This is a genomic window from Microcoleus sp. Pol17C6 (assembly GCF_036701145.1).
Lineage (GTDB): Bacteria > Cyanobacteriota > Cyanobacteriia > Cyanobacteriales > Microcoleaceae > Microcoleus.
Window position 1 is genome coordinate 60,117 of record NZ_JAUBQH010000027.1, and the last position, 24,825, is coordinate 84,941.

A 24,825-nucleotide genomic window follows, 5' to 3' on the forward strand; every position below is an offset into this window, starting at 1 on the left:
GTCAGTAAGCCATTTTAACATCTTACAAAAGATGGAGCTTTGACAAAATGCTGTTGTGCGATCGCCTTTATTTCTTTTTAAACTTACAGAGCGAGCGCCTTTCTAAAATCGCGCCAATATTGTACTATATTTAGCCACATTTATCTGCATACAATTAAAAAATCAAGCAAACAAGTAACAAGGAAGAAGAAAGAGGAAAGGGTATAGGGAATAGGTAATAGAAACAGTTTTGAGATGGCTTTTTTCCTGGCAACACTGCGAGTGGAAGGAGTTAAACCCTAGGAAAATTACTTACTCCACACTCAAAACTGCTACTCAATTACCTATTAGTACATTGAGACATATTACTTTAGTTGCTGGAGCGCCGCCTCAGCTTTTTGTACACCATCATTGTTGCCTTGCTGGCGGTAAGTGTCGAGGGCTTGTTTAAAAGCTTCAATTGCTTCGGATTTGCGATCGCGTGCTTTGAGTGCCGTACCCATATTGTAATAAGCTTCCGCCCGGTTTGGGTCAAGCTTAATCACTCGCCGAAAAGTGGTAATAGCTCCTGAAAAATCTTGTTTTTCCAGTTGAATTTTCCCAATTCCTGCGTGTGCTTCCACTAAATTGGGTCGCACCGCAATAGCCCGCTGATAAGCTATAAGCGCTCCGTCAAAATCGTTTTGTGTCTGGAGAAGTTCGCCAATTTCTAGCTGCACTTCTGGATTCCGGGGCTCCAATTTGGCAGCTTCTTCAAAAGCAGCTAGCCCTTCGGAAGTATAGCCGGCACGCAGCAAAGCAGTTCCTAATTTTAACTGGACACCGGCTTGTTTGGGAGCGAGTTCGGCTGCTTGTTGGAGCACGGTGACAGCACTGGCAAAATTTCCCTGCTGGATCAATACTAAACCCATTGAAGAATAAGCTTGCCAATTTTTCGGATCGAGGGCGATCGCCTCTTGATATGCTTTAAAAGAACCGCTGTAATCTTTTTGCTGAAAGAGTACCACTCCGAGACCGATTCGGGCATTGACATTTTTGCGATCGAGCACAGCGGCGCGGCGATAAGCTGTGGCTGCAGCGGGATAGTTTTGTAAATTCGCCATAGCATATCCTAATGCGTATTGGAAGTCCGCATTGTTCGGTTCGAGACCGATCGCTTGTTGGTAAAATTCTACTGAGGCTTGATAGTTGCCCTGACGCGCTTCTAAATAGCCAATACCAGAAAAAATGCGCGGGTTTTCTGTATCTAAACGCGCCGCTTCCTGATAAATGGCGATCGCTTTACTGTAGTCTCCTAAATCTACAAACTCGCGCCCTTGTCGCAGCAGAGCATCTAAATTTGAATCATTTTGAGGGTTGACTTGAACGAATGTTTCTGCTGAGAGCGCTATCTGCGGCGCTGCGACAGCGAATCCTGCTACTAGCAACGTACTGAATACCAAGAGACTTTGTTTGTACACGGCCATTTGTTTCAAAGAGTGTGTGGAATGAAAGAGCGAGGGGCTGTCACCTTGTTAAGCTGACAGCTTAGGGTTTACCAGGAATTTTTGAGCGGCGAGATGTAGTAAATCTACAGAACAAGACCCACTCAAAATTTTCGCGACTGAGGCCAACTGATGATTGTAACAACAACTGATATCATCCAAGGAGCAGAAATTCAATCTTACCTGGGAATAGTAACTGCTGAGGTTGTCTACGGCACCAACGCCCTGCGAGATTTCTTCGCGGGAATTCGCGACATCATCGGCGGGCGCACCGGCAGTTACGAGGAAGTGTTTCTCAAAGGACAGCGAGATGCCCTCGCGGAACTGGAAAAACGAGCGCAGCGCCTGGGCGCCAATGCCGTAATCGGGGTGGAAGTGGACACCGGCACGATTAATGTAGACTCCAGCGGGGCTTTGCTGCTGATTACTGCCGTTGGAACGGCTGTAAGATTGCGTTAAGCTGTATTTTCTGTATACGTCCGCATTTCCTGTATACATCCGGGAACTTTTCTAACGGGATAAAATAGTCATAAGTCATCAGTCATCAGTCATTAGCTAATAGCGGGTGGCTGGCGGCGGATGACTTTTTCGTTTCTTTCTTCAGACATAGATACTGGTTATTTCCCCAGGCAGATATAGTTTTTATCAATCTCAGCCACAATCAATGCTTAGGTGAAAGATTGTTAAAAATTAAAGCAACTCTAAGAGGAAAGAAAAACCTATGTCATACGTAAATAGACCTGTAGATAACGTTGGTACTGAACCCGTGGTAGTAAATTCAGTGATGGAATACCACGATCGAGTACGTTGGGGTCCGATTTTTTCGGGTTTGGTAATTGCGATCGGCACACAACTGGTGTTAAGTGCATTGGGCGCTGCGATCGGGTTGAGCAGCATTGCTGGTTCAGGAGCTCCGCGCAGTATTTCAGGCGACGTGGGTACCGGCGTCGGAATTTGGTCAATTATTAGTTTGTTAATTAGCTTGGCTGTTGGCGGTTGGGTAACTGCTCGCGCTTGCGGCCCGATGAACCGCAACACAGCACTTTTAAACGGAGCAATTTTGTGGGCAACTACCTTAACAATTGGCTCTTGGCTGTTAGCAAATGGCGTGGCCGGTACTTTTGGCGTAATAGCTGCGAATGCGGGAGAAGCAATTAATCAAGCGCAGCAGGGCGGGGTCGATTTGCCGAACCGAGCACCTAACGTATCTGCTCAGGATGCTCGCAATATTGCTGGTAATGCCGCGAAAGCTGGTTGGTCGTTTTTGTTCGGCTCACTATTGGGTTTAGTTGCTTCTATGGTAGGAGCATCTGCCGGTGCGCGCACTCCCCGGAATTACTCATAAAAGTTTCGTCAGATACGGAAATTTCATATTCATGAAAGCACTTTTTTTTAAGGTGCTTTTTTGTTGGTTTCTCGTTCCCAGGTTCTACCGGGGAACCCATTTCTTGAGGCTCTGCCTCCAGGTTTTTAAAGTTAGTCAGTTCTAACTGTTTAGCGACCACGGCGGGCGGGTGTGAGTTTGGACTCTTTGTCATGGTAGCGCTAGGTTAAGAGAGTTTATTAAGAAAATATTAAGAAAACTGAATACTATAATTTGATGACTCTATACTCCTCAGAGTAACTACGAAACCTTGATAGAAATACCGTAGTTAAAGAAAAAGTATCGGTGAATCAACAACAAGTTTGGCAAAATTCAGTGACTTCGATCGTTCAGTCTCTAAAATTTGCGATCGCAGCCAGTTCCCAATTGGTGCGATTCTCAGGGAAATTTCTCAAAAAAGCCCAGCATCTAGGACGCTCAGTCCAAGCGTACATCGTCTTGTTTTTACTAGGTATAATTCTAACTGCGTCAATTGCTGCTTGCTCTGCCGCGAGTGGGGCCAATCAAAGCGAGGTCAAGCTCAACCTAGTTTCCTTCTCAGTGACGAAAGCGGCCCATGACCAAATCGTCCCTAAATTTATTGAAAAGTGGAAGAAAGAGCACAACCAAAACGTCATTTTTGAACGCAGTTATGGCGGGTCTTTAGCGCAAACCGACGATATCATTGCTGGCAAACAAGAAGCCGATGTGGTGCATCTTGCCCTCCCATTGGATGTGGTTCGCATCGAAGAAGCTGGTTTGATTAATTTTGGCTGGGAGGACAGAGTTCCTAGACGGGGAGTAGTTAGTCATTCTGTGGCGGCAATTGTCACCCGAGAAGGCAACCCCAAAGATATTCAAACTTGGGCAGATTTAGCCAAAGAAGATGTAAACGTGATTGCAGCAAATCCTCAAACATCGGGTATTGGCGTTTGGCAATTTTTAGGTCTGTGGGGGTCAGTAACCCAAGAAGGAGGCGAACCTCAACAAGCCCTTGATTTTGTCGGCAAAATCTATAAAAAGATTCCCACCCTAACCAAAGATGCCCGCGAAGCCAGCGACTTATTCTTCCAACAAGGTCAGGGAGATGCCTTAATCACCTATGAAAATGAAGTGATTTTAGCTGGAACGAACGGACCAAAAACCAGTTACTTTGTTCCTCCCCTCAATATCTCTATCGATAATCCCGTGGCAATAGTTGATAAAAACGTTGATAAGCATGGAACGAGAGAAGTGGCAGCAGCCTTTGTAGATTTTCTCTATTCAGACGAAGCTCAGCAAGAATTCGCCAAATTAGGCTACCGTTCGGTCAATCCCTTTATCGCTCAAGGCGGACAGGTGCAATTTCCCCCAATTAAAACTTTGTTCAATGCTCAAGATTTAGGAGGGTGGCCTTCGATCAAAGAGCAGTTTTTTGCAAACGGTGCCATCTTTGACCAAATTAAGGGAAAGTTCTGAACCTAAACGCCTAATTCACTTTCATTTTTCCAAACTTACACTCAAATGCTATGAAATTTTCTCGTTTGTTTTACCTAATCCCTCTCATCGTCATGGGCAACCTGATGACGAGTTGTGGCAATTCAGGAGAGAAGGAACAGCAAATCAGTATTGATGGTGGTGCTGTGGGCTTTAGCGTTTCCCTCGCCGTCGCCGAAGAATACCAAAAAATTTATCCCAATGCCCAAGTAAGCGTCGCTGCCAGCGGCACAGGGGGAGGGTTTAGCAAGTTTTGTGCTGGAAACCTTGATATTGCCGGGGCTTCTCGCACCATTAGAGAGGAAGAAATCAAAAAATGTGCCGACAAAGGAATCGAATTTATTGAACTGCCGATGGCTCTTGATGGTCTTGCGGTAGTGGTTAATAAGGAAAATAACTTTGCCAAATGTCTAACGATTAAAGAATTAGACATAATGTGGAATGCCAAATCCGAAGGCAAGATTACCAGTTGGAAGCAAATCAATCCCGACTTTCCCGACGAAAAACTGTTGCTGTTTGCCCCTCCTTCCGATACAGGAACCTTTGATTATTTCACCCAAGCCGTAACGGGTAAAAGGAAAAATAGCCGTACCGACTTTACCCCCAGCCGCAACCAAAATACCCTCGTTCAAGGGGTGATTGGCAATAAATCGGGAGTGGCTTATCTGGGAATTGCCTTCTTGCTCCAAAACCAAGACAAATTGAACGGGGTGGCGATTGAAAATGCGGATGGAAAATGTGTTAAACCAGTTCCCCTTGATAACGTCCTGAGAAATATCTATAGCCCCCTCTCTCGCCCCCTCTTTATCTACGTCAATAAAAAAGCCCTTGAAACCAATCCTTCCCTGGAAAGCTTCGTGAAATTCTATTTAGAAAATTCTTGGAAATGGGTAGATGGTGTCGGCTATGTGGCGTTACCCGATGAAGCTTATGTGAAAACTAAGCAAAAATTTGAGCGGCGTGAAACCGGAACGAAATTCAAAAAAGCCAAACCCGGTGAACCCATTACTAACTTTATTTAAGGAGGAAATCTCAAGCCCATGACCCTAACTCCTAGTTCCTTTGATGACTCCCTTTTCGCTGCGGATGACTCCTTGCTTAAGAAGGGTTCGGAAGATGTCCCAGAAAAGATTATTGGCGCGGTTTTATTTGCCTGCGCCTTCGTGTCTGTTGCCACAACCTTTGGTATTGTCTGGATCATTTTCCAAGAGACTTTGGGTTTTTTCCAAGAAGTTTCTTTAGCCCAGTTTTTTCTGGATACCCGATGGACTCCGCTGTTTGCCGAGGCCCATTTTGGCATCTGGCCACTGCTGAACGGAACGTTTTTAACCTCTGCGATCGCTATGGCTGTGGCGGTTCCCTTGGGGTTGTCTTCAGCCATTTACCTGAGTGAATATGCCCAACCGAAAGTGGCAGCCGTGTTACGCCCTGCTGTGGAGTTATTGGGCGGAATTCCCACAGTAGTTTATGGTTACTTTGCTTTGCTCTTTGTCACTCCGGTTCTGCGGCATCTTTTCCCCTTAGAGATTTTTAATGCCCTCAGCGCTGGGTTAATGATGGGCATTATGATCACCCCCACCGTCGGTTCGATCAGCTTAGATGCCATTCAATCGGTTCCCCGTTCTCTGCGGGAAGGTTCCTATGCCTTGGGCATTACCAAACTAGAAACCATTTTTAAAGTGGTGCTTCCGTCAGCCTTGTCTGGGATTATGGCTTCGATTATTTTAGGCGTTTCCCGCGCAGTGGGAGAAACCATGACCGTTTTGATTGCGGCTGGATCGCAGCCTCGCATCACCGTCAATTTCATGGAATCCGTCGCCACCCTGACCGCTTTTATGGCGGAGATTTCGGGGGGAGATAGTCCCAGGGGTAGCCTCAGTTTTAAGACTTTGTATGCGGTGGGAGCAGTTCTTTTCGTGATTACATTGTCTCTCAATATGGCCAGCTTCTGGATTTCTAGTCGCTTTAAGGAAAAATACGACTGATTGCTATGGTTAAATCAACTCAAACAAACAATTCCGTCAACACTGCCGAATTTACCGATAACCTAGAACGCCGAGAAGCGATCGGTAAAGTCTTTGAGTATCTCTTCTTAATTGGGTTACTCATCGGTTTATTTGTCCTCGCGTTACTGGTTCTTAATATCCTTCATGATGGACTTGGCAGATTGCTAACACCGGGGTTTATCACGGAAACGCCTTCCCGTTTTGCCGAACGCGGAGGTATCCGTCCAGCCATTATTGGGAGTTTCTTTCTGGGACTAATCGTCCTTCTGGTTGCGGTTCCCATTGGGGTAGGGGCTGCTTTGTACCTAGAGGAATATGCCCCTAAAAAGTGGTGGACTGCCGTGATTGAGATAAATATCGGGAATTTAGCGGGGATTCCTTCTATTGTCTATGGCTTGCTGGGTTTAGGGGTCTTTAACTATTTACTAGGGTTTGGGCCTACCTTGATTTCGGGGGCATTAACCCTTGCCCTATTGTCTTTACCTGTCATTATCGTCACGGCGAGGGAGGCCATCCGCGCCGTTCCCGATTCCCTGAGAAATGCTTCCTATGGACTGGGAACTACCAAATGGCAAACCATTCAACACCATGTCTTACCCTATGCCATTCCGGGAATTCTTACGGGGGTGATTATTTCTGTCTCCCGCGCTATGGGGGATGCTGCTTCTTTGGTGGTCGTGGGTGCTGTCAGTTTCCTCACGTTTAATCCGGGTTTATTCCAAAGATTTATGGCGTTACCCATTCAAATTTTCAGCTATATCACTCGTCCTGAACCGGGGTTTGCCAGTGCAGCCGCAGCGACGATTATTGTGCTGATTATCTTGATTTTGGGGCTTAATGGCGTCGCTATCTATCTGCGCCAACGCTATTCCAGCCATTAATTAACTTGAGTTGTCAAGATTAAGGAGACTATTTCAGATGACTGACAGTAATACCAAACTCAAAACGGACGATAGTGCGTTTGATGCAGAAGGCGTAAAGGTTTATTACAATGGCTTTTTAGCCCTTGTCGATGTCTATATCAAAATTCCCCGTCAAAAAATTGTGGCCTTTATCGGCCCTTCAGGCTGTGGCAAAAGTACCTTATTGCGTTGCTTCAATCGCATGAATGATTTAATCCCTGGTGCCAAGGTGGAAGGGAAACTCATTTACCGCAACCGTAATATTTACGATCCGCAAGTGAATCCCGTCAAATTGCGGCGACAGGTGGGAATGGTGTTTCAAAGGCCGAATCCGTTTCCCAAGAGCATTTATGAAAATATTGCCTATGCCCCGAGAACCAACGGATATCAAGGAAATCTGGATGAATTAGTGGAATCTTCCCTCACACAAGCAGCTATCTGGAAAGAGGTTAAGGATAAGCTGAAAGATAAAGGAACGGCGTTATCCGGGGGACAACAACAAAGGCTTTGTATTGCCCGCGCGATCGCTATGAAGCCCGATGTTTTATTGATGGATGAACCTTGCTCTGCTCTCGACCCCATTTCTACGCGACAGGTCGAAGAACTGTGCTTAGAACTTAAGGAACGATACACAATTATTACGGTGACTCACAATATGCAACAAGCGTCAAGAATCGCGGATTGGACGGCTTTTTTCAATACAGAAACGGACGATGAAGGCAAACGACGCGGCAAATTGGTGGAGTTTGGTCCCACTGAACAAATTTTCCGTTCTCCCCAAACCAAAGAAGCCGAAGAGTACATTAGTGGACGCTTTGGTTAAACGGAAGTGTCAGATTTAGGCGTTACGCACTCTCAGCAATGACATTACCTTCTGGGCCAATACTCCGGACAGTTTTGGGAACGATACTACAAGCTTTTCTGCTGTAAGTGGAGCCAGAAACTCCGGAGCTGCGTTACCAGGAAGAGCCTGGTAACGAGTATAATTCACCGAGGAATGTGCGCGAGGCGCACCCTAGAAATTAAGCGGTGAAGTATTTGGCTGCTGGGTGATAGGTGATAATTGCGGTTGTTGATTGTTCGGGATAAAGTTGTTCGCTTTCATCCATGTAGAGGTTGATGCGATCGCACTTTAACAATTCCAGTTGCTTGTACTGATCCGTCATGTTCGGACAAGCAGGATAGCCGAAACTGTACCGCGAACCGCGATATCTTTGCGCTAGCATATCGCGAATGTTGTCCGGTTCTTCGCTACCAAAGCCCAATTCGCGCCGAATTCGCGCGTGAGTCCATTCTGCTATTGCTTCCGCTGTCTGAACCGCTAATCCGTGAAAGTAGAGATAGTCGGTATATTGATTGTTAGCAAATAGCTTTTGCGCGTACTCTGTAGCAATTTCTCCCACTGTCGCTACTTGCATCGGAAATACATCGATTTTACCCGATTCTTTGGGGGCGAAAAAGTCCGCAATGCACAGCCTGCGCGCCGATTTTTGCCGGGGAAATGTGAATGTTGCAGCGGGTGTCGATACATCTTTCCCGCCATTCATAATTTCCGGGTGGTACAAATGCAAAGAATTGCCTTCAGCTTGACAGGGAAAATACCCGTAAATTGCTTGCGGATGCAGTAATTTTTCTGTGAGAATTTTGTGTTTCCATTCTTCCAATACGGGATAAACTTTCTCAGCTAAGAAAGCATCGTATTCTTCCCGCGATTGGTCTTTTGGCTTGCGGAACTGCCACTGACCGGCAACTAAGGCTTGCAAATCTAAGTGCCAGAAAATCTCCTCAAAGGGGATGTCTTCTCCCTGCAACAGTTTCGTTCCCCAGAAAGGAGGATTCGGGCGAGCGATATCTGCTGCAACTGCTTCGGATCGCCTGGTATCTATCACCACAGGAGTGTCTGCTTTCTTGGCATCTTTTACAGAAGTTTCTGGCGAAATTTCAGCTTCTTTAACCGCCCCATTATCATCCTCTATTTCATCTAAAAATCCTTGCAAGTCTTCCCATTTACCAGCAGATTTTGCTGGCATGAGTTTGTCCATAAAGTGCAAGTCAGAAAACGCATCTTTGCCGTAAATAACTTTACCTTTGTAAGTATTTTGGCAGTCTTCATGTACAAACTTGGGAGTCAAAGCCGCGCCGCCCAAAATCACGGGAACCGTGATTCCTTTCTGGTTGAATACTTCCAGATTTTCTTTCATGAATGCGGTGGATTTTACCAGCAAGCCACTCATCGCTATACAGTCGGCTTTGTGCTTCTCGTAAGCTTCGATGATATTGTCAACCGACTGTTTAATTCCCAAATTAATCACTCGGTAGCCGTTGTTTGATAAGATAATATCAACTAAGTTTTTGCCGATGTCGTGAACGTCGCCTTTGACAGTAGCGATGATAAATGTTCCTTTGGCGTTGTCCCCGGATTCGGACTTTTCCATGTGCGGTTCTAAATAGGCAACTGCCGCTTTCATGGTTTCTGCTGACTGCAAAACAAATGGCAGTTGCATTTGTCCCGAACCGAACAATTCTCCGACTACTTTCATGCCGTCTAGCAAGAAGGTATTGATAATGTGGAGGGGCGGATAGGTTTCTAATGCTTTGGCGAGTTGGATGTCGAGGCCAATGCGTTCGCCGTCGATGATGTGCTGCTTGAGGCGTTCTTCGACCGGGAGGTTTGCGTCTTCTGTACGATCGCGCTTAGTAGTTTTGCCCGCAAACACCGTTGTCAGCTCGCCCAAGGGGTCGTAAACGCAAATATCGCCGTCAAACTCCCGTTCGTCGTAAATCAGTTTACGGCAGATTTCTTGGTGTTTGGGGTCGATTTTGGCGAGGGGCAAAATCTTATTGGCGCTGACAATTGCCGAGTCCATCCCGGCTTGCATTGCTTCGTGCAAAAACATGGAATTCAAGACTTGCCGCGCCGCCGGATTCAAGCCGAAGGAAATGTTAGAAACTCCTAAGATTACGTGACATCCTGGCAATTCTTGGCGAATACGGCGGATGGAATCGATGGTAGCTTTGCCGTTTTTTCTGTCTTCTTCTATCCCGGTAGAAATTGGCAAAGCTAGGGTGTCAAAAAAGATTTCCTCGGCGGGAATTCCGTAGGCGACGGCGGCGTTATATGCGCGCTGGGCGATCGCAAATTTTTTGTCTGCGGTTCTCGCCATCCCGTCTTCGTCAATCGTCCCAATAACTATGCCAGCGCCGTATTTTTTCGCCAACTCTAAAACTTGATAAAAACGCGGTTCTCCGTCTTCGTAGTTAGTAGAATTCAGCAAACATTTGCCGCCCGCAACTTTTAAGCCGGCTTCCATCTTTTCCCATTCTGTGGAATCCAGCATTAAAGGGAGAGTGGCATTAGTCACCACGCGGGAGACTAACTCTTTCATGTCTCGCACGCCGTCGCGGCCGACATAATCAACGTTAACATCGAGAATGTGCGCGCCTTCTCGCACTTGTTCCCTGGCCATTGCTACTAAACCGTCCCAGTCTTCAGCGTTTAGCAAATCGCGGCATTTTTTGGAACCGCTGGCGTTGAGTCTTTCGCCGACAATTAAGAAGGAATTCTCTTGTTCGTAGGGTTGGGCGGTGTAAATTGAGGCGGCGGATGGTTCCCAAGTAAATTCGCGGATTTTGGGTTTAAGAGTTTTGCCAATTTCTGCTAGTTCGCGGATGTGATCGTAGCGGGTTCCGCAGCAGCCGCCGATGACTTGCACGCCTAAGTCTTCGACAAAGCGCATCAAGGCCATTTTTAATTCTATTGGCGTGAGTTTGTAGTGCGCGTGGCCGCCGATGTTTTCGGGTAAACCGGCGTTGGGAACGCAGGAAACGACGAAGGGCGAATGTTCGGAAAGGTATTTGACGTGTTCGGCCATGCGATCGGGCCCGGTGGCGCAGTTGAGGCCTAAAATGTCGATCGGGTACGGCTGCAAAATGGCTAGGGCGGCGCTGATGTCGGAACCGACTAACATTGTGCCGGTGGCTTCCATCGTGACTGATACCATTAACGGAATTCGCGCACCTTTTTTCTTAAATACTTCTTCAATGGCATTTAATGCTGATTTAATTTGCAGCACATCTTGACAAGTTTCCACAATAAATAAGTCAACGCCGCCGTCATAAAGTCCTTCTGCTTGTTCGGTAAAAGCGGCAGTGAGTGTGTCGAAATCAATGTGTCCTAATGTTGGCAATTTCGTGCCTGGCCCCATCGATCCTGCGACAAATCGAGGTTTTTCTGGCGTGGAAAATTCGGCGGCGATACCCTTGGCGAGTTCGGCGGCAGTTTTGTTGAGATAATATGCTTTGTCTGCCAAATCGTACTCGGCGAGAACGATGGAAGCAGCACCAAAGGTGTCTGTTTCGATGACATCGGCCCCTGCTTCGAGGAATCCCCGGTGCACGTTGGCGACGGCTTCCGGTTTTGTGTGGACGAGATATTCGTTGCAACCTTCGTATTCTTTGCCGCCAAAGTCTTCTGCGGTGAGGTTTTGGACTTGCAGGTTGGTTCCCATTGCGCCGTCGAAGACGATGACGGGGCGTGAGGGGTGGTGGAGTCGATCGAGGAATTTGCTATTCATAAGCGGTCAAAAAAACGCAGGTGCTATATATTTACAATTTTATCTATTGTGCAATATTGTCAACAATTATGTGACTGTTGGCAAATGGCTAATTACTGAAGGATTTAATGCTGCTGACAATAGTTCGATCGTACCTGTAATTTTACCGATCGCCCTGGATTCTTGTCAAAATTCTGTTGTGCGTGAGTCTGCATGGGGAAAACGGGCTAGTTTCGAGGGATTTTTTCGCTTAACTGCTGACGAATTTTGTCAAAATGCGATCGCCACAAATAAAGGAGTTATATAGCACTCCTAAATGACTCGTTTATTTTTACCCACCCCAACCCTCCCCGAACCCGCTGGGAGTCCGTAATAAATTCACAAATGATGCGAGTATTGCTATATAACTAAAGCATTAAGATTTCTTTCTCATTTTTCTGTTGGAAGGTCTTTTAGGCAGTCGCTTAATTTCACTTTCGCCTCCTGGAATTTCTACTTGTTTGAGATTTTCTTCTCCTTCTTCTATAATTTCTAAATTAACAATTTCAACGTCGCCCCCGCTGATTTCTTCCTCTCCCTCCATCTCCTCCGAATTCTGTTGATTTGCAATTAAATGCACGGCTAACCCAGAAGCTTGAACCGAAACTTCTTCGATTTTTTCATGAATTTCAACTTCTCCAATCCGATCCTCAATTTCCCCCGCCGGTAAATCTTCCTCGGTAGCAGGAAAGTTATCAAGTTCTTGACTAATTTCAGTTTCTCTGATTTCTTTGTCTACTAGCTGCATTGATAACTGCTGCTTTTCCCTTGACAATTCCTCAACCTTACTTCCAAGCATTCTAATCTGTTCGTTGAGAACGCGAATTTCTCGGTTTTGCTGCTGAATCATTTCTTCGGCATCAGCAAGAGTTCGATTTCTTTCTAATATCACCTCATTTTTAGTTTCTAATTCCAAAGCGCTCATCGCCGCTTTAATTACATTATAAAAATGCGGCTTAGATACATCAACTTGTTTAGCATTATGGCGGCTTTTCCCCAAAAGTCCAATTTTTTCTCCTTGCTTAATAGCCAAAACAAAACCTTGATGATTTTTTATTTTTAATTCTTTGACAAAATCTACTTGAACTAAACTGCAAATATATTTGTGACAGTCAAAATAAAATTCTGCTTTCATCAAAAAGCACCCCTTCCTGCTACAGTCCCGCAGAATTATAGCATAAACAACGTTAAAACTCGAACAAAATTTATAAAAATAGGGGGGCCGCGGAGGGCTGTACCATAATTTATAAAGGTATGCGATGTCAAGAGTTGTTCAGGACTTATGCCAAAAATCGTTTGACGCGCTACTTATAGCAGTAATGGGCGCATTTCGCCCATACAAAATTAGGTTTTGTGGGCATGAATTTAAATATTTTGGCTTAGCAAAATTCGCCAACTGCGACATATTTGATAAAATAATTAATTGCTTTATTTGCTGACATAAGCAATTTCCCATCCGTGACGATAATAAGCTGTTTCTAAATCAACCCTTTCAGTTTTAACATCAGGCTCTAATTCAAACAGGCTTAATTGAATTGGTTCATCTGTTTTTGGGTTTTTGTTAAATTTGCTCAAAAGTCTTGCTTCTAAATGTTGGTGTGATTCTAAATTGCCATCTGACAGAATGTGATTAATTTGTAAATTAAATACTTTAAGTTTGTGGCACACTAAAATAGTCCGATGACACGTAATCGGGTCTTTTTCCGCACACATTAAACTGATTTTATAATTGGCTGCGCCTTTGAGCAAGCGCTGCATTCCTGCGGAAAATAGAGGAGTTGCTGCTATGCGATCGTATAAAGCTTTACCGCTAGTATCGTAACAGCTTAAATCTTCTGGTCTCGCGCCCAACTCTTTGCCTAAAAAAACATATTGAATGCCGACACTTGACAAAGAAGCTTTAATTTCGGATTTATTAAAATGAGGTAAATAGCGGCTAAAAGGATGCGATCGCACGTCCGCAACCGCCGTAATTCCGTGTTGTTCCAGCAGCACAACAAACGCTTCAATACTTAGATTGGAGTGTCCGATCGTAAATAATTCCATTGCTTCGATCTTACTATGCAGTCTTTGCCTTGCGGATGAAAGTTTGTGTAGCCCAGTTCTTGCAATTGGTAGACTTCAAGCTGTAGGTTTCTTTAGCAACTTTTGAATTACAAGTTGCACAGCCAGCAGCATCAAACCCAAAGATGCAAAAGCAAAAACACCCGCGCCCAAAGCCACAATCCCCATTACTAAAGTTCGCACAGCCGCGCCAATATTAATCGCAGTCACATTGTCAGAATGAATGGGCGAATTTGCAAAAGTTTGGACGATCGACAAAGTTAGCGCGTACAAAGCAGCCGCAAAGCCACCCGCGATCAGCGAACCCATCACGCACCGCAAAATCGTCGGCGGCGTGGAAGATGCAGAGGTTGCATCTCCAGCCGAACTCAGAGGTTTAGAAGTAGAATTTGGATTAGTTAAATCAGTCATGGCGATTTTAGATTTTAGATTTTAGATTTTAGATTTCTGGTTAATTCACCAAAACTAAAATCGGTCTTGCATGACATATTATCAGTTCTTCGATCTCAATAGACTCTACGAAAAGTTAGATTAATCTTGACCCTCGCCTGTTAGACCGGTTTAACGGGCGATGGCGATCGCACTCTATTCGAGTTAAACCCTCGAAATCGGCGGTTTCGTCTCGTTTCCCTCCGAAAAAATCTGAATTCCAGTATTGCTAAACTGTGCTACCCAAAAATCCAAATCGGGAGAAGCGATCGCACTTTTAACCCGTTCTAAAACTTGCTGAGCCTGCTCTGAAGACTCCGCCAGCGCAAACACCGTCGGCCCGGAACCCGACATCATCGTTCCCAAAGCCCCCGCCGACTCAAAAGCCTGCCGCAACTGCAACACCTGCGGGTACATGGGCAAAGCAACTTTTTCTAAATCGTTGTGCAGCAATTGACCAATTTTCGATCGATCTTTTTGGGCGATCGCCCCAACCATCGGGCCTGAATGCAACCGTTGCCGGCGGCACTCCAAATCTTCCGCTGCACAATAGGAACTACTGAACTGCTGGCGATAAGTTTGATACGCCCATGCGGTAGAAATACTGAGGTTACGGTACTTGGCCAACACCACATAAAAGCCCCCCAAATCAGGCAGCGGCGACAGTTTATCTCCGCGACCAGTTGCCAAAGCCGTACCTCCAGCAATGCAAAAAGGCACATCCGAACCCAAAGTTCCCCCCAACTCTTGCAACTCCGACTGAGTAAGTCCCAATTGCCACAGCAAATCCATCCCGACTAAAACCGCAGCCGCATTTGCCGAACCGCCGGCAAGCCCCGCCGCCACTGGAATCTGCTTGTGAATAGCAATCTCGACTCCGCCATATTTCGCCAAGGCATCGGGGAATTGCTTTGCCAACAAATCCGCCGCCCGGTAGGCCAGGTTATTCTTATCAGGAGGGACTTGCGGGTGATCGCAGCGCACGCGAATCGTGTCCGTACCGATCGGGCGCAAGTCAATTCGATCGGCTAAATCTATGCTTTGAAGTACCATCGCCAGTTCGTGATATCCGTTGGGGCGATCGCCTATGATTTCCAAATACAGATTGATTTTTGCTGAAGCTAACAGAGAATATGAACGCATAGGTGATTAAGCCGCAGGTGAAATAAACCCCTGGTTGAAATTAATTGACACCAGTCCCCGTCCATTTTCTCACAACTCAAAGGAAATATTATGCTGGAAATGTGGAAAACTTTTTTTACTTCCGGGCCATTTATTCCTCACGGCCACTGCTATCTCTGGCATACCCCGTTAGTCTGGCTTCACCTTGCCTCAGATTCTATCATTGCACTCGCGTATTTTTCCATCCCGATTACATTGGTTTATTTTATTTCCAAACGCGAAGATTTGCCCTTTGATTGGATCTTTGCCCTGTTTGGAGCCTTTATCGTCGCCTGTGGCATCACTCACATATTTGAACTCTGGACACTTTGGTATCCTACCTATTGGCTTTCAGGAACAATGAAAGCAATTACTGCCGTTATTTCATTTGCTACAGCCATACTTTTGGTAGACTTAATGCCTCAAGCCCTAGCACTTCCCAGCCCCGCACAGTTAGAATCCGCCAACCGACTCCTAGAAGCTGAAATTATCGAGCGCCAATTAGCAGAAGTTGCCCTACAAAAAGCTAAAGAAGAATTAGAAATTCGAGTTGAGGAACGCACCGCAGAGTTACAGTCTCAAACTCAACATTTAGAATTTGCCAACAGACTCCTAGCAGCGGAAATTGTCGAGCGCCAATTAGCAGAAGCTGCACTACAAAGAGCTAAAGAAGAATTAGAAATTCGAGTTGAAGAACGCACCGCAGAGTTAAAGTCTCAAACTCAACAGCTCGAACAAGCCTTGTCTGAAGTGAAGCAGGCTCAATCCAACCTAATTCACAGCGAAAAAATGTCGTCTTTGGGGCAATTGGTCGCTGGGGTTGCTCATGAAATCAACAATCCGATTAACTTTATTTACGGCAATATTACTCACACCGGCCAGTATGCCAATAGTTTGCTAGAACTGGTGAATCTCTATCAAGAGCAGTATCCCAATCCCATACCCATAGTTCAAGAAAAAATCGAGTCTATAGATTTAGACTTTATCATCTCTGACCTGCCAAAAATATTAATTTCTATGATAAACGGCGCTGAGCGGATTTTTGGTATTGTCAAGTCGCTGCGAATTTTTTCTCGCCATGACGAAGCAGAAATGAAAGTAGCCGACATTCATGAAGGAATTGACAGTACACTGATGATTTTGCAAAGCAGATTGAATGCTAAGCCCGGTTTGGCGAATATTCAAGTTATCAAAGAATATGGCAATTTACCCCGAATAGAGTGCTACCCCGGACAGCTAAATCAAGTGTTTATGAATATCTTGGCTAATGCTATTGATGCTTTAGAAGATGACAGCCACAGTGAGTCGATTACAGTCAATGAAGCTAATTGCCACCTCATCAAAATTTCTACTAAACTTTTAGACAGTGAAGTGGTAGAAATCCGAATTAGCAACAACGGGCCAGAAATAAGCGAATCGGTGAGGAACCAGTTATTTAATCCATTTTTTACCACTAAACCAGTAGGTAAAGGCACGGGATTGGGTTTATCAATTGGCTATCAAATTATCACAGTAAGACATAAAGGCGAATTGCAGTGTATTTCTGCACCGGGCAAAGGTGCGGAATTTATTATTAAAATTCCGATTAGCCTGCAATAAACCTTTAATAATCCCCATAAAACCTAAATTCAACTGTTAGTAGTCACTGCGAAAAGTCCTGATTTAAAAAAATACCCAGGTATCCGAATTATTTAAGAATTTTGGTATCTAACACAATCCTGAACCTCAAACATCGCCCATAATATTATTACTCAAACTGACCCATTGAGCCACGCTTAAATCTTCAGCGCGAGATTGAGGATTTATTTGTAACTCTTCTAGCACTTGAACAAGTTTATCTAAGTCCACAGCCCCTTTCAAATTATTTCGCAGCATCTTGCGCTTGCTACCAAATCCCAACTTAACTAAATTCTCCAAATAGCGCGGATTAACCGCCACAGTTTCTATCTGTCTGGGAAGCAGCCGCACCACGGCAGAATCGACTTTGGGTGGCGGAAAAAAGTCTTTAGAGGGCACATCGCAAATTAACTCGCATTCTGCTAAATACTGCACCCGCACCGACAAAGCGCCAAAGGCTGTCGAACCAGGTTTAGCGTAAAGCCTTTGGGCCACTTCTTTCTGCACTAAGAGGACGATCGCATCGAAGGGTTTAGCCGCAGGAACAGATATCGTTCCCAGCAGTTTTTGCAGAATCGGGCCAGTAATATTATAGGGAATGTTGGCAACAACTTTATTGGGATTTTGGAATTTGGGAAAAGCCGTTAATTCAGCCTCTAAGTCCATTTCCAAAAAGTCGCCTTGTAACAGTAAAAAATTGTCAGTTTTGCCGAGTTGTTTGGCTAGCTTGAGACACAAATCTCGATCGATCTCCACAGCAACAACAGACTCAGCCGCAGGCAGCAAACGCCGAGTCAAAATCCCCGTGCCCGGCCCAATTTCCAGGACGCGATCGCGGTCCAAAGAAGCCGCTTTCACAATCTTATCTAAGGCTTTCTCGCTTTTGAGCCAATGTTGAGCAAACTGTTTTCGGGGTCTGGTCGATCGCATTTTTTGAATTTTTGGAGAAATCTTAGCCTGTCATTTTATCATAGCTCTATATTTTTTCCTAACCTAGGGTCATGTTTATTTTTGTTAACAGGGGTTGAATTAACCAAAAAACTTGGGCACTATAATAAGGACAAACGATAAAAAATAAATTTATTTCTTCCCAATTCCCAACAGCACAACACGGAAGGCACGGATACACGGATAGCTGTTTTTCCAAATAACCAATAACAAATAACCAAGAACCAATTACCAATTTCCCCAACAATGAAATTCCAACGAGTATTTGGTACATTACCCAAAACCACAGCCAGCGCCCCCGGCCGAGTAAACCTGCTGGGGGAACACACAGACTACAACGATGGATTTGTACTTCCAACTGCGATTCCCCAGCGCACCACAGTACAAATCGGTTTCAGCAGTGACGATCGACACCATTTTTATTCAGCAGAATATGACGAACTCATAAATTATTCAGACGACGATACCATACCGCAAAAATTCGTCAGTTATATCTGTGGCTGCCTGAGACTTTTAGAAAAAGAAGGATACAAAATACCGCCAATAAATCTCTACATTACCTCGACTGTACCGATCGGAGCCGGTTTGTCCAGCAGCGCCGCTTTAGAAATAGCAACCCTCAGAGGACTGCGCGCGCTGCTGAACCTCCCCATAGACGACGTGCGGCTAGCTCAAATCGGACAGCAAGTCGAAATCCGGTATGCCGGCTTGAACTGTGGCATCATGGATCAAATGGCGTCGAGTTTAGCAGACACCAACACCATGCTATTGATCGACACCCGCAGCCTCGAATGCCGCCCGATACCTTTTCCCACAAACACAGAAATTTTAATAATTGACAGTGGCGAAAGCCATGAACTGGCAGCAGGAAGCGGCTACAACCAGCGACGCGCCGAGTGCGAGGAATCCGCGCGGATATTGGGAGTTAAAGCTCTGAGGGATATCGCCGATCCCCAAGCTGTCGAAGTATTGCCGGAACCCCTTAGAAGACGAGCGCGGCACGTGGTTACTGAAAACAACCGCGTACTCGAAGCGGTAAAATCTTTGCCAGCAAAACGTTTTGGGGAGTTAATGAATGCTTCCCATGCCAGTCAGCGCGACGACTACGAAGTTTCGGTGCCGGCAGTAGACACGCTAGCGGCAATCTTGCAGTCAATTCCCGGAGTCTTCGGCGCAAGGCTGACGGGCGGAGGTTTTGGAGGGGCTTGCGTAGCCTTGGTGGAGAGTGGGAAAGCGGGTGCGATCGCATCAGAGGCGATCGATCGCTACCAGCGCGCGGGTTATAGCGGCCGCGTTTTGGTTCCCGAAATTAAAGTTACTTCTTAACTCCAGAACTATCTCCCGACAGGGAAGGCCAGCGCACAGTCACAATTACCGAATCCTCCTCGGCCGACCAATAATGAGGCACTCCCGGTAGCCAGAGAGCATAATCTCCTTCGCGAGAAAGCAATATTTCTTGCTCTGGAAATTGCAGGCGAAACCGCCCTTTTACCAGGATAGAAAGCGTCGTGGCTGTCGCATTTACCGCCCACTGAGTCCTACAATCTCCGGCGGGGTGAGTGCCCCATTTTACCTCTAAAACAGAAGTCGATCGCGGGTCGTCTTCAGGCTTCATAAAGTGACCCGCAAACCAACCGCCCCGACTTGCACCTTCAGCGCCCGCATTTCCGAAAACCACTTGAGATGACATCAGCTAATCAGGTAAACAACAAAGATGGTTAGATCTGACATCTTGCACCATTTTCAATAAGCTTTTTATGGGCGGGCAGGATGCCCACCCCACAAGAAATTCACTCTTTGTGGAACAGGCATCTTGCCTGTTCTTGAGAATAGTGCTCTTCGGTGAGTTAAATCGGGGGACACCCTCTAACTTATTACTTGCGGCCCGAAGGTTGACCTTCCGTAGTCGCTATTTCCCCAGTTTCCATCAACTGCTTAAAGCGACGTAAATCATTTGCAATTTGCTGTTCGGGAGCTTCGCCAAATAGTTTAGCAGCACCAGCACCAATTGCACCGCCCGGAGGGTTGTATTCGATGACAACTTTTACCTCTGTACCCCGTCCCGCTGATGCCGGTTGAAAGCGCACAAAACCAGAATTGTCAACATCCGCTCCTTCAACAGACGCCCAAGCAATTAAGCGATTTTCTTCTTCGCGGACAATCTCTGCATCCCATTCCACACTATTGCCCATCGGCGCGCTGGCAATCCAGTGAGAACGTTTTTCATCGATGACAGTAACGTGTTTGAGATGCTTCATAAACCGAGGTAAATTTTCAAAATTGCGCCATAAACGGTACAATTCATCAGCCGGTTTGTCGATCGTCACGGTCTTTTCAACTTTAATGCTTTGATTCGGATCGGCAGCAGACTGCAAACCCTCCACAACCCCCAGCCCGCGAGCCGCTAAACCACCGCCCGCAACCGCCAGCAAAGCACCTCGCAAAGAACGCTGCGACAAACCAAAAAGCACCAGCGCCCCGCCACCAATTAAAGATGCCCAGCGTTCGGTATCGCCGCTGCTACTTTGGTTTTGTTTGTCGGAATTTGTCATTGAAGTAGATTCCATTGGTTTAAACCTGATAAATTAATAGCGAAAAATAGCAGCTAAAGGCGCCTCGTCCGGAACTTTTTCCGGCGGCACCGCGTAAACAGTTCCGCCGTTGAGAATAGTTTGAATTGCTGCGACATTCAACAAATCTTCGTCACCCAATTCTGCATCGGGATGGATTTGCACCGAGTTCGTCTCGGGATTAAAGCTACCCCACTGCTGAACGCCAAGAGCAACAAACAGTCGATCGACCCGTCCAAAATAAGCAGCCGAAACAGCTTCTTTCAAATCAGCAGAAATTTTATCGCTGGTTCTGCTCGGACTGGCTCTAGCAATCCCACCGCTTCTTTCTTATCAAATCCGTACTCTACTATTTTGTCTTCAGCCTCTCTGATTAAATTTTTGAACCGAATCGGATTTTGTTGAGTTTCTGTTCCTTGAGCGACTGCCATATGAATAGAGACGCACAATCCAGCAGATTGTTGTACCAGCGCTTTGACTCCTTCTACAGATATTAAGTTCACCGCTGAAACTCCTTTTATAAAGGGTTTTGTAATAAAAACAACAGATTGTTTAAAATGTATCTTTGCTGGCGCTGCTCTTGCGTCTGCCTAAAGTAATGATCGCCTGCTGTATATCCTTTCATCCCCGGACTAAAACGGGGTTTCCAGCCGCTGTTCCAATCGAACTGCTTATGACCTAAGATAGACGGCGCTAACTCGGCCGCTAGTTTACCATAATTTAGTTTAGTCGGCTTCCACTACTGGTTATATCTGATGAAAACAAAAATGTTTCTGGGGTTGCTATGGGCAACATTTATTGCCTAGATCTTGCTGCTAGCTCCTCTCGATCAGCCCGGAACGCTAACAGTTCTTGAAAAAATGCTCAAGTTGCAGCTAGAAGGAATTAACCCCTACCTTGTCACCATATTCGCTCTCATGGGAGTGTGGCCGATGGTATACGCTTGCCTCCTATTCATTGATGAGAAAACCCAAAATATATCCGCTTGGCCTGCTTTCATCGCTTCCAACGGCGCCGGCATCATCGGCTTAATTCCCTACTTACTCCTCCGCCAGCCCCAGCCACAATTTTCCGGCCGCAAAGATATGTCGATCAAAATATCAGACTCCCGCTGGACAGGTATTGTACTTTTACTAACTACTATCTGGCTGTTAGCTTGGGCTTGGTTAAATGGAGATTGGAGAGATTATGTCAGCCAGTGGCAATCAATTCCTTTTGTACATTTAATAACTTGGGATTGTTGCTTGATGGCTGTAATATTTCCCTCACTTTTGGGAGACGACATGGCACGGCGCGGACTCTCGGACGATCGCATTTTTTGGGCAGTGTCTCTAGTTCCGCTGTTAGGGCCGCTAGTTTATCTTTGTCTCCGCCCCCCTCTGCCAGAATCTGCAACTGAAATCCCCACTTTCCCACTGACAGCCAGAAATTAAAACATTGAAAAGTTGGGTAGTGTTCAAGATGTAATCAATATTCAAGGCCCGGCGGGATTAACAAACGCTCAAAAAGCGACATTGAAAGCGTTAGGGGCGATCGCGTAGTCTGGGTGTACCGTGGAGAAAGATTTTAATTGTCCTGAAAATCGCGATCGCCACTTATGAGGTGACTCTATGGAGCCAAATGATACATCGGCCCGCTACGACCGAATTGCCCAATGGTGGCAAACTGAGCATCAAGATTCAACCTACGGGATTGCCCAATTAGAACGGGCGATAAAATTTACTTTTAAGCAGCACGCAGCACTTGATGTCGGGTGTGGAAGCAGCGGGCGTTTTATTAACAGTTTATCCAAGCATGGATTTCAGCCTGAAGGACTTGATATTTCTAGGGAAATGATCGATTTAGCCCAGCGGCTACATCCAGAAATCACGTTTTACCGGGAAGACATTTGTGATTGGCTACCGCCGAAACTTTACAGCCTGATTGCAGCCTGGGATAGCACGTTTCATCTGCCAATCAACCAGCAAGCGCCCGTGATACAAAAGCTATGCGATGCGCTTGAACCCAATGGAGTCATCTTGTTCACTTGTGGCGGCGGACATACAAGCAGCGAGGTTTCGGGAGCATTTCAAGGTCAAGATTTTGATTACAGCACTTTGGGTGTAGATACTTTTCTGCAAATTGTGGTTGAGCATCATTGCACCTGCCGCCATCTCGAATATGACCAGTATCCTGAAAATCATGTTTATATCATTGCCCAAAAGACCTAATTTATCATTCGCACGATTAAGCTGTGGGATGTCGCAACTGGGCGCTGTGTGAGGACGTTGATGGGCGATCGGCTGTATGAAGGTATGAATATTCAAGGGGCAACTGGATTGACGATCGCTCAAAAATCGACGACATTGAAAGCGTTAGGGGCGTTGGTGTAACGTGTGTCGAGATTAGGGCGATCGCGTTAACTCAGCGCTTAACTTGCGGATCTTGAGTGGTGAAATTTGGTAAGATTTTGCAAACTGAGTTCATGCCGCAACAGGTTACGCCATAAGCCATTTAGAAAAAATAGACGTTTCGCTTTTAGTAAGGAAGCACATTTAATTAGTACAACTCAAGGCTTTCTGATTCTTGACTCCATTCGGCAATTCCTCATTCACCCATAACCCAAATAGGAGAAATACCTGATGTCTACATTCAAATACAACCGTTTAGACAAGAATAATGCTGCGGTTCTGCTGGTCGATCATCAAACTGGACTGTTCTCACTTGTGCGTGATATTGGTGCCGCCGACTTCAAAAATAATGTGCTAGCGCTGGCAAGTGCAGCCAAATTTTTCAACCTGCCTACAATTTTGACAACTAGCTTTGAGCAAGGCCCCAATGGAGTCCTCATCCCTGAACTGAAGGAGAAGTTTCCAGATGCTCCCTTTATTCCGCGTCCCGGACAAATCAACGCTTGGGACAACGAGGACTTTGTTAAAGCAGTAGAAGCAACAGGTAAAAAGCAATTGATTATTGCCGGAATTGTCACTGATGTATGTGTTACTTTTTGTGCGCTTTCGGCATTAGAGGCAGGTTATGAAGTTTTTGTTGTTACCGATGCCTCTGGAACCTTCGATGAAGCCTGTCGCTATGCAGCTTGGGATCGAATGTCTCGTGCTGGAGTTCAGTTGGTCAATTGGTTTAGCGTTGTGTGTGAATTGCACCGTGACTGGCGCAACGATATTGAAGGATTGGGTAGTCTCTTAGCAGAGTTTATTCCTGACTACAAAAACCTGATGACCAGCTATGCAGCAACGGCTAAGGCTGGATCTCCCAGTAAGTAGTGAGAAAGCGCGTAGTTTATCTAGCTCCTGTGTAACTGAGTTAATATTGTCATCGCTAGGTTATGAATTTTACGTGGAATTTAGCGGTGACAACTACTTCGTTGTAAGCCACGTAGAGGGTATTTTTAATAGCTCTTCTCAATGATTGTAAGTTTTTTTATAGTCATTTCATCTCATGCCAAACCTTCTCGATCGCATTCGTTAATCTCCCTTCTGTTTCAAGACGTGCTGCCGAAAATTGCCGAGAAATTAGGTGTCTCTAGGGTTGTTGTTCTCAATAAAACTTTTCTCTCAGTTAATTCTCTAAATTCTATGTTGGAAGAACCGTTGGCGAGCAATACCAGTGAAGAAAACTATCTAGTCACCACTGTGATCTCTCATGTCGTGAAACCGGGGCGCGAGGAAGGTTACGAAGCATGGTTTCATGGCATCGCCGCAGATGCACGAAAATTCAAGGGACATCTGGGTGTCAGCACTATTCGACCCCAGCATCACGCCCACCCTGAGTACGTGGTCATTCTCAAGTTCGATTGCTACGACAATCTTAAGACCTGGCTTGAATCTGATGTTCGGCGAGAGTGGATTGAGCGATTGCAGCCCTTGATTGAAAGGCCAGAAAATATTCAAACCCTGACCGGATTGGAAACCTGGTTTACGCTGCCCAATAAATCGATGAAGGCTCCACCCCCTCGCTACAAAATGGCGTTAGTTACATGGTTGGGAGTGTTTTGTACGATTTCTATTCTCAATCGTTTGCTGGTACCGCTACTATCAGGGCTTCCTGCCTTGCTCACATCTCTGATGATCACAGGTCTGACTGTTATATTGCTCACCTATTTGGTCATGCCACGCTTAACACAATTATTTCGCAAATGGTTGTATCCCATTCCCTAAAGTCATTTGTGACAAGTTAAGAAAAAGTGCAAATTGTCAAGGGGGTAGACCAAAAAAGGTAAAATAGGATGAAACCT

At 45.7% G+C, this 24,825-nt stretch carries 25 protein-coding genes; 14 read left to right on the forward strand and 11 right to left on the reverse strand.

Features of this window, described 5'->3' with window-relative positions:
* Window positions 1–344: 344 nt before the first annotated feature.
* Entirely contained in the window at window positions 345–1,445 is a 1,101-nt protein-coding gene (locus QUA25_RS15340) for a tetratricopeptide repeat protein (protein WP_333039243.1), read from the reverse strand.
* 150 nt (window positions 1,446–1,595) lie between these two features.
* Between QUA25_RS15340 and QUA25_RS15345 the strand changes: the two genes are divergently transcribed.
* The 7 genes from QUA25_RS15345 (at window position 1,596) to pstB (ending at window position 8,033) form a co-directional block, all read left to right on the forward strand.
* Window positions 1,596–1,922 carry a YbjQ family protein gene (locus tag QUA25_RS15345; protein ID WP_172184303.1) on the forward strand — a complete coding sequence of 109 codons (327 nt, stop codon included), beginning with the start codon at window positions 1,596–1,598 and terminating at the stop codon, window positions 1,920–1,922.
* 262 nt (window positions 1,923–2,184) lie between these two features.
* Window positions 2,185–2,808 carry a hypothetical protein gene (locus tag QUA25_RS15350; protein WP_333039244.1) on the forward strand — a complete coding sequence of 208 codons (624 nt, stop codon included), beginning with the start codon at window positions 2,185–2,187 and terminating at the stop codon, window positions 2,806–2,808.
* Window positions 2,809–3,132: 324 nt separating this feature from the next.
* Window positions 3,133–4,284: a sulfate ABC transporter substrate-binding protein gene (locus QUA25_RS15355; protein ID WP_333039245.1), complete on the forward strand. Its 1,152-nt coding sequence runs from the start codon at window positions 3,133–3,135 to the stop codon at window positions 4,282–4,284.
* A gap of 50 nt (window positions 4,285–4,334) precedes the next feature.
* A complete protein-coding gene (locus QUA25_RS15360; RefSeq protein ID WP_333039246.1) occupies window positions 4,335–5,324 on the forward strand; it encodes a PstS family phosphate ABC transporter substrate-binding protein in 990 nt (329 codons plus the stop codon).
* Window positions 5,325–5,342: 18 nt separating this feature from the next.
* Window positions 5,343–6,287: a phosphate ABC transporter permease subunit PstC gene (gene pstC, locus QUA25_RS15365; protein ID WP_333039248.1), complete on the forward strand. Its 945-nt coding sequence runs from the start codon at window positions 5,343–5,345 to the stop codon at window positions 6,285–6,287.
* 5 nt (window positions 6,288–6,292) lie between these two features.
* A complete protein-coding gene (pstA, locus tag QUA25_RS15370; protein ID WP_333039251.1) occupies window positions 6,293–7,189 on the forward strand; it encodes a phosphate ABC transporter permease PstA in 897 nt (298 codons plus the stop codon).
* A 37-nt stretch (window positions 7,190–7,226) separates the two neighbouring features.
* On the forward strand, window positions 7,227–8,033 hold the full coding sequence (gene pstB, locus QUA25_RS15375; protein WP_333039254.1) for a phosphate ABC transporter ATP-binding protein PstB: 807 nt from the start codon (window positions 7,227–7,229) through the stop codon (window positions 8,031–8,033).
* Window positions 8,034–8,232: 199 nt separating this feature from the next.
* Here the strand turns inward: pstB and metH are convergent, their stop codons facing one another.
* A complete protein-coding gene (gene metH, locus QUA25_RS15380; protein WP_333039255.1) occupies window positions 8,233–11,784 on the reverse strand; it encodes a methionine synthase in 3,552 nt (1,183 codons plus the stop codon).
* A gap of 46 nt (window positions 11,785–11,830) precedes the next feature.
* Between metH and QUA25_RS15385 the strand changes: the two genes are divergently transcribed.
* Window positions 11,831–12,070: a hypothetical protein gene (locus QUA25_RS15385; RefSeq protein WP_333039258.1), complete on the forward strand. Its 240-nt coding sequence runs from the start codon at window positions 11,831–11,833 to the stop codon at window positions 12,068–12,070.
* Window positions 12,071–12,178: 108 nt separating this feature from the next.
* On the opposite strand, the gene QUA25_RS15390 is transcribed toward QUA25_RS15385, so the two are convergent.
* From QUA25_RS15390 to ispE, 4 genes are all read right to left on the reverse strand, one after another.
* Window positions 12,179–12,937, reverse strand: coding sequence for a hypothetical protein (locus QUA25_RS15390; RefSeq protein WP_333039261.1), 759 nt, complete (start codon window positions 12,935–12,937; stop codon window positions 12,179–12,181).
* A gap of 293 nt (window positions 12,938–13,230) precedes the next feature.
* On the reverse strand, window positions 13,231–13,848 hold the full coding sequence (locus tag QUA25_RS15395; protein ID WP_333039265.1) for a DUF488 domain-containing protein: 618 nt from the start codon (window positions 13,846–13,848) through the stop codon (window positions 13,231–13,233).
* A gap of 75 nt (window positions 13,849–13,923) precedes the next feature.
* The gene (locus tag QUA25_RS15400) at window positions 13,924–14,277 is read right to left on the reverse strand and encodes a DUF3082 domain-containing protein (protein WP_333039267.1); all 354 of its coding nucleotides are present in this window, start codon (window positions 14,275–14,277) and stop codon (window positions 13,924–13,926) included.
* Between the two features lie 183 nt (window positions 14,278–14,460).
* Window positions 14,461–15,438 carry a 4-(cytidine 5'-diphospho)-2-C-methyl-D-erythritol kinase gene (gene ispE, locus QUA25_RS15405; protein ID WP_333039268.1) on the reverse strand — a complete coding sequence of 326 codons (978 nt, stop codon included), beginning with the start codon at window positions 15,436–15,438 and terminating at the stop codon, window positions 14,461–14,463.
* A gap of 90 nt (window positions 15,439–15,528) precedes the next feature.
* Here ispE and QUA25_RS15410 point away from each other — a divergent pair, with 90 nt between their 5' ends.
* Window positions 15,529–17,055, forward strand: coding sequence for an ATP-binding protein (locus QUA25_RS15410; RefSeq protein WP_333039271.1), 1,527 nt, complete (start codon window positions 15,529–15,531; stop codon window positions 17,053–17,055).
* Between the two features lie 126 nt (window positions 17,056–17,181).
* Here QUA25_RS15410 and rsmA read toward each other — a convergent pair whose 3' ends face one another.
* Window positions 17,182–18,003 carry a 16S rRNA (adenine(1518)-N(6)/adenine(1519)-N(6))-dimethyltransferase RsmA gene (gene rsmA, locus QUA25_RS15415; protein WP_333039272.1) on the reverse strand — a complete coding sequence of 274 codons (822 nt, stop codon included), beginning with the start codon at window positions 18,001–18,003 and terminating at the stop codon, window positions 17,182–17,184.
* 264 nt (window positions 18,004–18,267) lie between these two features.
* Between rsmA and galK the strand changes: the two genes are divergently transcribed.
* Window positions 18,268–19,347 (forward strand): galactokinase, encoded by a 1,080-nt coding sequence (galK, locus tag QUA25_RS15420; RefSeq protein WP_333039274.1) that lies wholly within the window; start codon window positions 18,268–18,270, stop codon window positions 19,345–19,347.
* Here the strand turns inward: galK and QUA25_RS15425 are convergent.
* From QUA25_RS15425 to QUA25_RS15440, 4 genes are all read right to left on the reverse strand, one after another.
* Window positions 19,337–19,711, reverse strand: a complete 375-nt coding sequence (locus QUA25_RS15425; RefSeq protein WP_333039276.1) for a signal peptidase I — start codon at window positions 19,709–19,711, stop codon at window positions 19,337–19,339. The two genes, galK and QUA25_RS15425, sit on opposite strands and share 11 nt — an antisense overlap.
* Before the next feature lie 184 nt (window positions 19,712–19,895).
* Window positions 19,896–20,588 carry an SRPBCC family protein gene (locus QUA25_RS15430; RefSeq protein WP_333039278.1) on the reverse strand — a complete coding sequence of 231 codons (693 nt, stop codon included), beginning with the start codon at window positions 20,586–20,588 and terminating at the stop codon, window positions 19,896–19,898.
* An 18-nt stretch (window positions 20,589–20,606) separates the two neighbouring features.
* Window positions 20,607–20,858 (reverse strand): hypothetical protein, encoded by a 252-nt coding sequence (locus tag QUA25_RS15435; RefSeq protein ID WP_333039279.1) that lies wholly within the window; start codon window positions 20,856–20,858, stop codon window positions 20,607–20,609.
* Complete coding sequence (locus tag QUA25_RS15440; protein WP_333039281.1) at window positions 20,855–21,094, reverse strand: hypothetical protein; 240 nt, start codon at window positions 21,092–21,094, stop codon at window positions 20,855–20,857. The genes QUA25_RS15435 and QUA25_RS15440 overlap by 4 nt, the downstream gene beginning before the upstream one ends.
* Before the next feature lie 357 nt (window positions 21,095–21,451).
* Here QUA25_RS15440 and QUA25_RS15445 point away from each other — a divergent pair, with 357 nt between their 5' ends.
* From QUA25_RS15445 to QUA25_RS15460, 4 genes are all read left to right on the forward strand, one after another.
* A complete protein-coding gene (locus tag QUA25_RS15445) occupies window positions 21,452–22,024 on the forward strand; it encodes a DUF2834 domain-containing protein (protein ID WP_333039283.1) in 573 nt (190 codons plus the stop codon).
* A 177-nt stretch (window positions 22,025–22,201) separates the two neighbouring features.
* On the forward strand, window positions 22,202–22,801 hold the full coding sequence (locus QUA25_RS15450) for a class I SAM-dependent methyltransferase (protein WP_333039284.1): 600 nt from the start codon (window positions 22,202–22,204) through the stop codon (window positions 22,799–22,801).
* A gap of 411 nt (window positions 22,802–23,212) precedes the next feature.
* Window positions 23,213–23,854, forward strand: a complete 642-nt coding sequence (gene ycaC / locus QUA25_RS15455) for an isochorismate family cysteine hydrolase YcaC (protein ID WP_190733447.1) — start codon at window positions 23,213–23,215, stop codon at window positions 23,852–23,854.
* Between the two features lie 312 nt (window positions 23,855–24,166).
* Window positions 24,167–24,748: an antibiotic biosynthesis monooxygenase gene (locus QUA25_RS15460; protein WP_333039286.1), complete on the forward strand. Its 582-nt coding sequence runs from the start codon at window positions 24,167–24,169 to the stop codon at window positions 24,746–24,748.
* Window positions 24,749–24,825 lie beyond the last annotated feature (77 nt).